This window comes from Vibrio penaeicida (genome assembly GCF_019977755.1).
In the GTDB taxonomy this organism is placed as follows: Bacteria; Pseudomonadota; Gammaproteobacteria; order Enterobacterales; family Vibrionaceae; genus Vibrio; species Vibrio penaeicida.
The window spans coordinates 2419577-2431690 of sequence record NZ_AP025144.1 but is presented as its reverse complement, the minus strand read 5'-3'; the positions used below and the strand labels follow the sequence as shown (position 1 = coordinate 2431690).

Below are 12114 nucleotides of genomic sequence, written 5' to 3'. Positions count from 1 at the left end.
GTCACTATGTTTTCGCATGAAAGTACATTGCAAATCACTCAACTTAGCCATAATGCTATCGCTCAGTTATCTCCTTCATTTGATTCCTTACCTCATACAAAACACGCTGATGGAAAATATCGGCTGCGACGGTACTCTGTTGTTGAATTTCAGCCAAATAGCTTAAGAGAAGTCAATCGACATAACTTTGTGCAGTCAGAAAATATCAACCACTTTCAGGGAGATGTGATTCGTCAGTTTGAAGGCATTGAGACTGATATCTTAAGTGGGGATGCCATGCACGAAATGTGTCAGTTGTTTGTTGAAGCCAATGCCTTGCCTGTTGGGCAAGAAATCGAAATTCACCAAATACGCATCGCGACGGTCTTTGACGAAACGCCAGTCGCCCCAGAAGGCGTTCATCAAGACGGGTTTGATCATATTGCGATTGTCGGTATAGACAGGCACAACATAGTCGGTGGTGAGATCATGCTTTATCAAGATAACCATGAAGCCCCATTTTTTAGAAAAGTTCTAGAGAATGGAGAAATTGCGATTCTTGATGATCACAAGTTGTGGCATAACGCTCAGCCAATCCGGTCAATTATTCGTGATAACGAAGGTCATATGGACGTCTTTGTTCTAACGGCGACGGATGGCAAGTTGGCTATGTAATCGAGAAAGCTGGAGTGCGCAACACTCCAGCTTTCTTGTTCAACTAGGCTTCAAACGTTACTTCGTATGATGTGAATTTACGAACGTTTATCACGCCCGTATCCATAATAAGGTATTGACCTTTAATGCCTCTGAGAACCCCCGTCACTTCTGGATTCTTGTCGAAATTATGAGATACGATCTTGGTTGGGTGCTCAAGTACTGGGTAAGTAATCTCGGTGGGTGCATCAACAAGAGGTATTACGGAGTCTTCACCATATTTCTCTTTAACTTGCTTGATGACTTCATTCGCATGAGGCATCAGTTCTTTGGCAAGTTCTTCTAATGGCAGTGGTTCAGCATCGCCTTTCAGAAGCGTCCGCCAGTTCGTTTTGTCAGCGACGTGTTTGGCGAGTTCCACTTCGATTAAACCTGATATATGACGGTTCTTTACTTTGTAGATAGGCAGCCCTTGCGTGGCACCTTGATCAATCCATCGAGTCGGAATTTGCGTATGACGCGTAATTCCCACCTTCAAACTTGAGGTGTTTGATAGATAGACGTAATGGTCAATCATGCAATTCTCTTCGCCCCACTGAGGTTCTCGGCAAGTTCCTTCCTCGTAATGGCAAGTCTCAGGTTTCATGATGCACATATCGCAGCTTGCAAGCTTTCGCATGCAAACAAAACAGTGGCCTTGAGAGTAGCTTTTTTTGGTTTTCTTACCGCAAGAACTACAAAAAATGTTTCCAGTGTGAGTGAGTTTAATGGGTTTTCCAATAAACGCATTTAGCCCAACCCTATCGTCGCCGACAGGTAGGGAATATTCGACACCGTCTGCAAGCTGAGAACTCAGCTTTTTCAGAGTGCCTTTTGTATTGATTGACATGACATTACTCTTATTTGTTCACACCGTTACTAGGTCTCTGACCCTAGGTGTGTTTGTTTTGTTTCTAGATTTTAGCAAAGTTATCAATTATCCCCGAATGGGATTTACACGTATTAAAGACGTCAAGTGATTTGAGCTAAATATAGAATGGTAATCTTTGTCATTGATTTTTATTGATGTACATCTTTATTTACTAAATTATGACTTCATTTTTGTCATAAATTTCGTGCTTATAAGCACAATTATGGTATCTTGCACATATACATTATTGTGTGACTCCAGTTCCAATTTGTATGGGGTATTACACATTTAAATGAGGTGTAGCATGAATGGAAAACATCATTTGAGCTTTATACATAAGGTTTTTCTGGTGTTGTTGTTTGGTACATTGTCGGTAATAACACTTTATTACCAATTTGGAGATACGCAGCGACTAGTAATTTCGCCAGAACATTTTACCTTTTTGTCTACCGATGACAGGCAAGTGGGTGGTTCGACGGAATCTAGGTTACAGATGGAAGGGCATCAAGCGCGTCTTCAATGTCAGTTAAAACGGAGTGAATATGCATGGCCATATTGCTCGGTTTCTATACAGCTTTCTAATGATATAACGAAGGGAATCGATTTATCTAACTATCATACAGTTAGGCTGAATATCGACTACCATACTAACGACCCAGAAGCCCGATTAAGAGTGTATTTACGGAACTATAACTCTGCCTATTCAACGGCAGATAACGAGTATTCCGTTAAATATAATGGTTTAGAGTTCGCACCAGGCATCGATCGAGGTGCACTTGTTATTCCGATGGAAAACTTCCAAGTAATGACTTGGTGGTTAGCGGATTTTGATACTGATATCGAGCACGCAGCTCCAGAATTCAGCAACGTGGTTTTATTTGAGATAGCGACAGGTTCACACACAGAGCTTGGCGAGCATGACATCAAAATAAATAGCATAGAATTCGAAGGGCATTTTGTTGATGGAGAAAAGCTGATGCTTACCTTGGTACTGATATGGACGGTACTTGGTGTGGCACTCTTTTGGTTCGATCACAGTAGAAACTTAACAGCCATCAGCCAAGCGAATGCGCGACATCTTCATCTGAAGATGGTTAATGACCGGTTACGTCAACAAAATACGCGCTTTGCAGAAATGGCTCAGGTTGATGCGCTTACCGGGGCAAGGAATCGCCATTCAGTCCGAAATTGGTTGGATAACGCTGCCAAGCAGACGGAAGCTGGCTTAGACAAATTATCGATGATTTACTTGGATATAGACCATTTTAAGAGAATCAACGATACCTTTGGTCATCAGATTGGAGACGACATATTGAAGGAGTTCGTTCTTGTGGTCAGTGCTGTTATCCGACCTAGTGATCACTTAGTGAGATGGGGAGGAGAGGAATTCATTGTATTCTGTCGAGATAGCGGATTGGAACAGGCTCAAGAAATTTCTGAGCGCATCCTAAGTAATGTTAGAGAGCATGTTTGGCTTCACGGCGAACCGTTAACGTGCAGTGCGGGTGTGGCAGAGATGGAAAATGAAAGAATGACCGAAACCATGGCCAGAGCCGATGAAGCGCTATACCAAGCCAAACACCTAGGACGTGATCGAGTTGAAGTTCACTTTCGACGCTGTGAGATAGCGTCAGAGCAGGTCGGTTAGTGCAAACCCAATGATCTCAGACTCATATTGGTAAATATTGTACCTTAGAATGTAGAGGGCTCAGGCGAGCCCTCTTTTTCTAGATTCTCTTCTGGTGTTTGTGCGTTGCCTACTTGCTCCGAAGAGTCATTATTGAGAACTGAGATAGGTAAATGCGGACCTTCGATACTTTCTATTGGAACTTTAGGTCCCATGAATTTAGGTTGTTTATCAATTATATAGAGATCGATTAGCGCGTTTGCTCTCGCAAGCACTTCTCTTACACGAACAAACCAGCCACCCGATCCAGTGGGGCCCGGTACGGCCAAACAAACCGCTTTTATTCCATGATAATTGGCAATATACAAAGCTCGCTCGCAATGGAATGCTTGCGTCACAATTATAAAATCATCAGCATCAAAAATGGCTTTTGCTCTTACTACTGAGTCTAGAGTTCTAAAACCAGCGTAGTCGAGGTAGATGGCATCTTCAGGAATACCCGCTTTTAAAAGATCCCGCTTCATGGTCCATGGCTCATTGTAAGAGCGGTGAGCGTTGTCGCCACTCAACAAATAAGACGACACCTTTTTGTCCAAAAATAATTGAATAGCTGTGTTGATGCGGTGGGTGTAAAAGTCGTTGAGAGTCCTACCGATATATTTGCTAGTGCCTAACACCAGTGCTACATCGTGATCTGGTAGCGTTTCAGGTTCAAAATACACTTGCGATTCGGTTTGCCAACTTATCCAGCGATCAATAAAAATGAGCGTGCCGAGTAAGGTAATTCCAGATAGAAGTATTACCAACGCTGCTCTGCGAAGCCATAAGATAAGTGAAGATGGTAGAGAGAGTTTCAGCATGCTAGTTCCAATATCAAACCTGCCGATTTCGCTGTGCCCAGATACCCACAAGAGTAAACCATAATAGTAAGGCTATCACTAGCCAATCACGATCAAGCTTCGTTAGCCATTGTGAAAGAAGAGGAGACATTTTCACAATGAAAAAACCAAACCCAAATGCATTGATAGTAATGAAAGCAAAAGTTCGTACGATAAAGTGATGACCAGAAAGTACGCGGCGCATAACTCGGTTAATATCCGAGCCAAACACCACCAATCCGCAGGCGATAACGGCTGTGGAAATTTCAGATAGGTAGGGAACCAGTTTCGTTCCTAGAGTGGTAAGTATCTCTAACATAACCACTAATCTTACGGTTTCATGCTAAAAAGAAAAGCCCATAAAGGGCTTTTCTGAATGAAACGTGCATTTGTGCCGACAATTTGTGTAAATTGACTAGAAGCTCATCAGCTTATGTTAGAACGCTGTGCGTTTGTACTTACGGTACACCGGTTGCCAGAAATGTTGATTAATGGCTTTCTCTAAGGCTTCGTCAGTAATTTCCAGTGCAACACCTTGCTCAATGGCTTTTTTCCCAACGGCGAACGCAATTTTTTTGGAAACCATATGGATTTCTTCCAGTGGAGGAAGCAACGCACCTGTTCCTTGTTGGGCTAGAGGTGAACATTCTGCTAGCGCTCGGCTTGACTCCATAAGCATTTCATCGGTCACGCGTGACGCAGAAACCGCAAGAACGCCTAAGCCAATGCCAGGGAAAATGTAGCTGTTGTTGCACTGAGCAATTTCAAACGTTTTGCCATCATGAATTACAGGATCAAACGGGCTTCCGGTTGCAACGAGTGCTGCGCCGCCTGTCCAGCGAATAATATCGTTTGGTGTCGCTTCAACGCGGCTCGTTGGGTTCGAAAGTGGGAACACAATTGGGCGTTCACAACCTGAATGCATGGCTTGAATAACTTCTTTGCTGAACAAGCCCGGCGCACCAGAAACACCAATTAATACGGTTGGCTTGGCATTTTTAACCACTTCCAATAGAGAGAACCCAGCGTCATCAGACTCCCAATCTTTAGTATTGGCATCTTTCTGAACCAAACGCTTTTGGAAGTCGAGCAAGTTTTGCATGCCTTCTTGGAGTAAGCCCCAACGATCGACCATGTAAACTTGTGATCTCGCTTGCTCATCGGACAGCCCTTCAGAGACCATTTGAGCAATGATGGCTTCAGCAATCCCGCAGCCAGCGGAGCCTGCGCCTAAGAACGTAATGCGTTGCTCAGAAAGTTTGCTTCCAGCCGCATGGCAAGCCGCAATCAAAGAACCTACTGTAACGGCAGCCGTGCCTTGAATATCGTCGTTAAAGCAGCAAACACGATCTTTATAGCGCTCTAGAAGAGGCATCGCATTCTTTTGTGCAAAATCTTCAAATTGAATCAATGCATCTGGCCAGCGGCGCTGGACGGCTTGCATAAATTCTTCAACAAATGCGTTGTATTCAGCACCAGTGATACGAGGATGACGCCAGCCCATGTACATTGGATCGGCAAGGCGTTGAGGGTTGTTAGTACCAACATCCAATACGATTGGTAACGTATAGGCTGGGCTGATACCGCCACATGCCGTATAAAGCGCTAGCTTACCGATAGGGATACCCATGCCACCGATCCCCTGATCACCCAGACCAAGGATTCGCTCGCCATCTGTTACAACAATCACTTTTACATTGTGGTTAGTGGCATTGTTAATCAAATCATCAATTCGATCACGGTTCGGGTAGGAGATAAAAATACCTCGACCGCGGCGGTAAATGTTCGAAAAGTTCTCACAAGCCGCACCAACTGTCGGCGTATAAATGATTGGCATCATCTCGCTGATGTGATTTTGAACTAAGCGATAGAAAAGGGTTTCATTCGTGTCTTGGATATTGCGCAGATAGATGTGCTTATCCATATCACTTTCAAAGTTTTTATACTGTTGATATGCGCGATCAACTTGTTCTTGTATTGTTTCGGTCGATTCCGGCAGCAAACCTTCAAGGTTAAAAGAAATGCGTTCTTCTGCGGAAAAAGCACTGCCTTTGTTTAAAAGAGGCGTACTCAGAAGAGCTGGACCCGCGTATTGGATATATAAAGGGCGTTTATCGTTATTCATTAGTGACTCGGTAAGAGATGTATCGGGCGTAGATTGAAATGATAGCGGTTTGGTTACATTCTTGTAAACCGAACTTCTCTAATTCGCTAATTAATTAGCAATAGTTTGAAGTTTATGTTCCACAAACTACTATTTAGAGCTCACAAAAGCGCAACGTGCTTTCTCGATGCATATCGCTTAGGTTTGGGTATATACTCTGCGCCACATTTTCAAATTTCTCTAGATGACCTTTTCTCATGCTTCCAATCGACGCGATAAAATCTGAATTTGATTCTTTGATAGATCAGCACCATTTAGTTGTTGAGGCTGAAACCGGATCAGGTAAATCGACTCGCTTGCCGTTATGGGCTGCAAAATTTGGTCGAGTATTGGTTGTTGAACCAAGGCGAATAGCGTGTACCTCACTGGCTGAATATTTGGCGAAGGAAGACGGAACAAAGCTTGGCGACAAGATCGGCTATGCGATCAAACTGCAAAGCTTCTATTCCGAAAACACTCAAGTCGTGTTTGTCACACCTGGTGTGGCGCTGCGCTGGTACTCTGAAAAAAAACTGAGTGATTTTGATACGGTGATGGTGGATGAATTTCACGAAAGGCGTTGGGATACGGATCTTCTTGTTTCTATATTATGCCGTGAAGAGCAGCACCGCCTGATTGTTACCTCCGCAACACTAGAGTCCCAAAGGTTGGTTGATTACATTGGCGGAAAACGAATATACGCTGAGGGGCGGGTGTATTCTGTGAGTGTCGGTTATCGCGCAAAGGATACAAGGCACTTACCCGATATCAGGGGGCTGGAGCAAAAAGTACGAACCGAGGTCGAGCATTGTTTACAGGAAACCAAAGGTGACATTCTTGTTTTTCTGCCGGGTAGAAAAGAAATCACACAATGCCAACAAGCCCTGTCTAGCATAGATGGCGTGCTTGTTACCCCTCTTCATGCTTCTGTATCGGATACTCAACGCGAACTGGCTTTGAAGCAACAGGATCAGCAGAAAGTAGTACTGGCAACCAACGTAGCGGAAACCTCACTGACCATTCCCAATATTTCGGTGGTGATAGATAGCGGGTTGGAAAGACGTACTTTGCAAAGAAATGGTCGAACGGTTCTGAGCTTAAAGCACATTTCAAAGGCAAGTGCGAAGCAGCGAGCGGGGCGGGCGGGGCGCGTTCAAGATGGTATTTGCGTCCGGTTGTTCGGGGAGCACGCGCCACTGGATGCCGTAACACCACCAGAATTGCACCGCGAAGAGCTCACCGAGGCGATGTTAGCCAGTGCCAGTTGTGGGTATCCTTTAGACACATTAACCTTTCTTGATCCGCTACCTGAAAAATCGGTAGCACAAGCCATTGAGCGACTCACGCAAATGGGCGCTATTGATGATCAAGGTGTAATTACCACTCATGGCGAAATTCTCTATCCACTTCCTATTGATGCATTGTACGCAGACTTACTGACTCGTTTACCCACCAAACCATTGCGCGAAGCGATGGTGGATCTAAGTGCTGTCTTATGTACACCAGCGCGCCTCTTCAAGCTGCCAGAAAGTGAAGACAAGTTAGAAAAACTCAACCAATGGGAACCCAAAGGTTGCGATGCACTCACCCTGATCAAACTTGTTCGCGGAGAGTCATGTGATGCCATTTTTGTTGATGCGCAAGTACTGAGCGAAGCACAAGCACTAGCGAGACAAATGCGGGATGCGCTATCACTACCCGATTTAGAGGTTGCGTCTCGGTTCGATTCAAACCTATTTGTAAATGAAATCGCGCGGCTTCATCCCGAGCTTGTTTTTGTTCGCAGAGAGAAACGTAGGCAAGCTATGGGCAATGGGTACAGTGAGTTGACGGCCGGAAGGGATTCGCGATTTCCCGATACAGCAGAAGCGGCAGTCGTACTGGATCAACACAGCTTACCGGGAAGAGGGGTCAAACAAACGCTAAACCTCGCGACCATAATGTTGCCCATAGCGATGAAGCAAATAGAAGCGCTGGATATCGGAGAGTGGGCAAATGGCGACATGATAAAAATTGAAGAAGAGTGGGTTACACGCTCTCAATATCTCTACGCAGGTCGGGTGATTACCGAACGTTTGAGTGAACCACAAGGCGTGGAATCGGTTGCCAACGCCCTTATTCAAGGCAAAGCGTGGAAAGGGTTTGCAGAAAAACTCAAAGCGGATATCGCGGCTTGGAACTTGTACAAAGCCTTGGAAAAAAACAATTCCGAAGAGAGAGTTGAAAGTGCCGCGTGCTGGCTAGAGCAACAGTTGCGAGACCTCGGCGTTGAAACACTCGCGGATCTTGAATTACTTGATCCGGAAGATATTCAATTTGAAGGCATTCCATATTGGGAAAGAGAGGATTTTGATGAAAAATTTCCAACTCTGCTCAATATCGGTGATTTGCAACTGACTGTAGAGTATTTCCCAAGTAAAAAGCTCGTCCATGTTTTATATCTTCGCGGTTTAAGAAAAGGTGACCCGAAACGCTGGGAGCTGCCGCGTTGGAGCGGATGGCGTGTGCAATATCGTAAAGCCAGCCGAATAGTTGATATTAAAAACTAAGAGCTAATTGATCCAGGGTCTTGGCGTAATCTTTGCTTGTCTATTTGAAAATACTAATAAAAAGACAAAGGTTGCCGCCTGTGCAAAAACCATTATTCGCCATTGTTGGAATTTTAATATCAATCGCTTTTTCTTGTCCGTTGATGGCTAAAAGCCTAAGTAGCATTTCTTCCTATGAGGATACGTATGTTATTGGAAGTTATACCAATGACATTAATAAAGCAGACTACATAGCGGGTGGGTTTGAAGGTGCCGGAGAGCTACAATCACTTGAGGCGAAGTTTAAGTTTTCCTTTTCATTTCCTTTGCTGCAATTTACATCAAATTCATCCTTGGCAGCCGCTTATTCTCAAACGTCATTATGGCAAGTAGCAAACAATAAAATCTCCTCTCCTTTTCGTGAAACAAACTACAAGCCGCAAATTTTTGTGATGTATCGTCCTGATCTATTCATCATCAACAATATTGAGCTGGGTTATAAACACCAATCTAATGGGCAAACCGCGTCACTATCTCGCAGTTGGGATAGAGCTTACCTCGCTCTTGAACTGCTTGATGGACCCTTTGAATACGGCATTCATGCTTGGTCTGTGTTCGGGCGGACTGGAGAAAATCCAGATATCGCAGAGTACTACGCGCCATGGAATGCGTGGATGAAGATTCACTCGACCTTTGGTGTCTTCGATTTAAGCGGATTTTATAACTTTGATACAGATCGAAGTGGTGTTGAAGCTGGGTATACGTTCTATATGAATGACTTTGTCGGCTTATATACCCAGGTTTACCATGGCTACGGAGAAACGTTGATTGAATACAACCACAGCCACACTCGAGTTGGGATTGGTCTTAAACTGGTCAATTGGCAATAAGTTTTCTTCATTTGGTTGGCTAAGTTGATTAACCAGCCAAGTAACTGACAGGATTCCAAATCTTTTTCTTTGATTCATTTCAACTATGTTCATATTGTGTAAATAACCCTACTTTTTTATAGCCTTTTCTTGTGAAATAAGGTCATAACAGACGATTGTTTTATATCATATTGCTATATAGCAAATTGTGGTTAATAGTGAGTTTATATGCAATTCCGTAACGGTTTAGGTGGTATTGCTAATATGGCGTTAGGGTTCGCTTGACCCAGCCAAAACCTTTTTGTAATACATACCAAAAGGTGACAAACAACGATGCAAAGGCGTTGTGTTTTAAGAAATAGTCTTCGGATATTTCGCTATTCTCAATGTCGGGGGGCATTATGGATAAAACGAAAACGGCGGACATTGTTTTTGATTACACCACTTTTTTAGGTGTAGTTTGCCGCAGGAAATGGACATTTTTGGAGGCGATTCAGTCTTTCGCACCGATCTTTGGCGTGGTTTGGAAAGACAGCTTGAATCAGATGCAAACTCCGCAAGATAGAATCTGGGATCAGGCTTTATCAGCTTTGTCTGCTCAAAATAGTGATGAAACAAACCTTGTTAGGCTAGTGAAGCTGGCAAGAGCTGAAGGGGTCGAGAAAATTACTCTCATTATGCCTTATGAACTAGAACAAGATCAGAAAGCCAATATAGGTAAGAAGAGTCACTCGGTGATCACGGATCTGAATGAAGATGAGTTTCTAATCGTATTGGAGCAAGAGTAAATTTCAGGCACCTGAGTGTTTATTTGAGCGCATTAGAAAGAGAAAACCCCTGAATCGATTTCAGGGGTTTTTATTTGGCTAAACAGACTCTAGAGTGTGTTGGACCAGCACATTACAAAATGCCTTGGTCTTTTGCCATCTTATGAGCGATTTTAGGCGCTTGCCACAAACAAGGCACTAAGATGAATGATGCCGGAACCGCAGTGATCACGATGAAAGACTGCAATGCAGATATTCCCCCTTGACCAAGAGATATCAAGACAATTGCCATTGAACCCATTACTACGCCCCAAAATGCACGCATCATTGCATTTGGTTCTGTGTCGCCCGTAATAACAACGCTGATTGTGTAAGTCATTGAATCACCCGTTGTGATAATGAACGTTGTTGTTAAAACTAAGAACAAAATAGCGATCAATGTTGAGTAAGGTAACTGCTCAGTGATGGCAAGTAATGCGCCCGGTAAGTTGAATCCTTCAAAGCCAGCTTTAATCACACCAGGGTTAGCTAACTCAAACGCCAATCCGCTGCCACCAACAATGCTGAACCAGAAACAAGTGATTAGGGGGGCAGCGACACTTACCGCAAGGATCAGCTGTCGAATGGTACGACCTCTGGAAATACGAGCAATAAAGATCGCCATCATTGGTCCATAACCAATAAACCATCCCCAGAAGAAAACGGTCCACCAACTCAACCAGCCAGTGTCGCCTCGGAATAAAGCCATAGGCACAAAATTATCGATCATGGTTGCCATACCTTGCATGTACCCATCGATGATAAAGCTTGTTGGACCCGCAATAAGAATAAAGAAGACTAACGCAACGGAAAGAATAATGTTGTAACGGCTAACTAATTGAATACCTCGGCTGAGCCCACTCAATGCTGAAAGGGTATACATAGCCATGGCAAATAGAATAACCATAGTTTGCGTAGCAAAGCTGTCTGGAATGCCAAACAACGCGTTCAGCGCGTAGCTTACTTGTAAGCCAAGGAACCCAATTGGCCCAATTGTACCAGCGGCTACTGCGATAATACATACCGCATCAATAGCGTTGCCTAGCTTACCGTGAATCGCTTTGTTGCCAAAAATAGGGTAGAGCAGCGTACGTGGTTTAAGTGGCAATCCTTTCTCGTAGTGAAGGTACATCAACACAACTGACGATAAGCAGCCCAATATTGCCCAAGCAAGAAATCCCCAATGCATGAAAGACTGGGAAAGGGCGTTTATCGCCATATCTCTTGCCGAAGATTCATCAAAAATAGGTGGCGAAGAAACGAAGTGTGCGATGGGTTCAGCAGCAGCCCAGAATACTCCACCGCCAGCCAGTAGCGTACAAAGTACAATAGAAAGCCACTTGAATGTGTCGATTTCAGGCAGAGCGAGACCACCTAAGCGCACATAACCCGTTTGACCGAGCGCCAGCACTATTCCAATTACAAAATTTACCAGCAATAAGATTTGCCAGAATGCGCCAAACCACTGGGTGGCATAGGTGAATCCAGAGTTGATTATAGATGACAGTAGTGAAGTGTTAACGAGAGCAAGCAATACAAACATTAAAAGGAAACTTCCGCTCAGCCAAAATACAGGGTTGTTGAATCCAAGTTTTTGGAGGGTTGTACTGGCATGTTGAGCAGATTGAATCGCTGAGCTGTCAGCCTCTACAATACTGGGCTGTTCAGGACTCAGGATAGTTTTAGACATATAATTTTCGCTTTTGAAACCGATAAACCA

Annotated in this window: 10 protein-coding genes; 5 read left to right on the top strand and 5 right to left on the bottom strand. The window is 44.0% G+C overall.

Going from position 1 to position 12114, the window contains the following annotated elements; genetic code table 11:
- Nucleotides 1–6: 6 nt before the first annotated feature.
- Complete coding sequence (locus LDO37_RS10895; protein WP_101111279.1) at nt 7–654, top strand: 2OG-Fe dioxygenase family protein; 648 nt, start codon at nt 7–9, stop codon at nt 652–654.
- Between the two features lie 43 nt (nt 655–697).
- On the opposite strand, the gene LDO37_RS10890 is transcribed toward LDO37_RS10895, so the two are convergent.
- A complete protein-coding gene (locus LDO37_RS10890) occupies nt 698–1522 on the bottom strand; it encodes a DUF2797 domain-containing protein (RefSeq protein ID WP_126608862.1) in 825 nt (274 codons plus the stop codon).
- 343 nt (nt 1523–1865) lie between these two features.
- Here LDO37_RS10890 and LDO37_RS10885 point away from each other — a divergent pair, with 343 nt between their 5' ends.
- The gene (locus LDO37_RS10885; RefSeq protein ID WP_185829879.1) at nt 1866–3191 is read left to right on the top strand and encodes a GGDEF domain-containing protein; all 1326 of its coding nucleotides are present in this window, start codon (nt 1866–1868) and stop codon (nt 3189–3191) included.
- A gap of 44 nt (nt 3192–3235) precedes the next feature.
- Here the strand turns inward: LDO37_RS10885 and LDO37_RS10880 are convergent, their stop codons facing one another.
- The 3 genes from LDO37_RS10880 to LDO37_RS10870 all read right to left on the bottom strand — a co-directional run bounded on the left by LDO37_RS10880 (nt 3236) and on the right by LDO37_RS10870 (nt 6173).
- The gene (locus LDO37_RS10880; protein ID WP_126608864.1) at nt 3236–4030 is read right to left on the bottom strand and encodes a SanA/YdcF family protein; all 795 of its coding nucleotides are present in this window, start codon (nt 4028–4030) and stop codon (nt 3236–3238) included.
- 13 nt (nt 4031–4043) lie between these two features.
- Nucleotides 4044–4367 carry a DUF3392 domain-containing protein gene (locus tag LDO37_RS10875; RefSeq protein WP_126608865.1) on the bottom strand — a complete coding sequence of 108 codons (324 nt, stop codon included), beginning with the start codon at nt 4365–4367 and terminating at the stop codon, nt 4044–4046.
- 117 nt (nt 4368–4484) lie between these two features.
- Nucleotides 4485–6173 (bottom strand): NAD-dependent malic enzyme, encoded by a 1689-nt coding sequence (locus LDO37_RS10870; RefSeq protein ID WP_126608866.1) that lies wholly within the window; start codon nt 6171–6173, stop codon nt 4485–4487.
- Nucleotides 6174–6409: 236 nt separating this feature from the next.
- Between LDO37_RS10870 and LDO37_RS10865 the strand changes: the two genes are divergently transcribed.
- The 3 genes from LDO37_RS10865 (at nt 6410) to LDO37_RS10855 (ending at nt 10376) form a co-directional block, all read left to right on the top strand.
- On the top strand, nt 6410–8740 hold the full coding sequence (locus tag LDO37_RS10865) for a helicase-related protein (protein WP_126608867.1): 2331 nt from the start codon (nt 6410–6412) through the stop codon (nt 8738–8740).
- 143 nt (nt 8741–8883) lie between these two features.
- Entirely contained in the window at nt 8884–9609 is a 726-nt protein-coding gene (locus LDO37_RS10860) for a phospholipase A (RefSeq protein WP_126608882.1), read from the top strand.
- 380 nt (nt 9610–9989) lie between these two features.
- A complete protein-coding gene (locus LDO37_RS10855; RefSeq protein WP_224055195.1) occupies nt 9990–10376 on the top strand; it encodes a transporter in 387 nt (128 codons plus the stop codon).
- Between the two features lie 112 nt (nt 10377–10488).
- On the opposite strand, the gene LDO37_RS10850 is transcribed toward LDO37_RS10855, so the two are convergent.
- Nucleotides 10489–12084, bottom strand: coding sequence for a BCCT family transporter (locus tag LDO37_RS10850; protein WP_126608869.1), 1596 nt, complete (start codon nt 12082–12084; stop codon nt 10489–10491).
- Nucleotides 12085–12114: the final 30 nt, after the last annotated feature.

Bases quoted from the DNA above. Each gene is read 5' to 3' on its own strand.
- LDO37_RS10895 (WP_101111279.1), top strand. From the start codon at position 7: ATGTTTTCGCATGAAAGTACATTGCAAATCACTCAACTTAGCCATAAT.
- LDO37_RS10890 (WP_126608862.1), bottom strand. From the start codon at position 1,522: ATGTCAATCAATACAAAAGGCACTCTGAAAAAGCTGAGTTCTCAGCTT.
- LDO37_RS10880 (WP_126608864.1), bottom strand. From the start codon at position 4,030: ATGCTGAAACTCTCTCTACCATCTTCACTTATCTTATGGCTTCGCAGA.
- LDO37_RS10875 (WP_126608865.1), bottom strand. From the start codon at position 4,367: ATGTTAGAGATACTTACCACTCTAGGAACGAAACTGGTTCCCTACCTA.
- LDO37_RS10870 (WP_126608866.1), bottom strand. From the start codon at position 6,173: ATGAATAACGATAAACGCCCTTTATATATCCAATACGCGGGTCCAGCT.
- LDO37_RS10865 (WP_126608867.1), top strand. From the start codon at position 6,410: ATGCTTCCAATCGACGCGATAAAATCTGAATTTGATTCTTTGATAGAT.
- LDO37_RS10860 (WP_126608882.1), top strand. From the start codon at position 8,884: ATGGCTAAAAGCCTAAGTAGCATTTCTTCCTATGAGGATACGTATGTT.
- LDO37_RS10855 (WP_224055195.1), top strand. From the start codon at position 9,990: ATGGATAAAACGAAAACGGCGGACATTGTTTTTGATTACACCACTTTT.
- LDO37_RS10850 (WP_126608869.1), bottom strand. From the start codon at position 12,084: ATGTCTAAAACTATCCTGAGTCCTGAACAGCCCAGTATTGTAGAGGCT.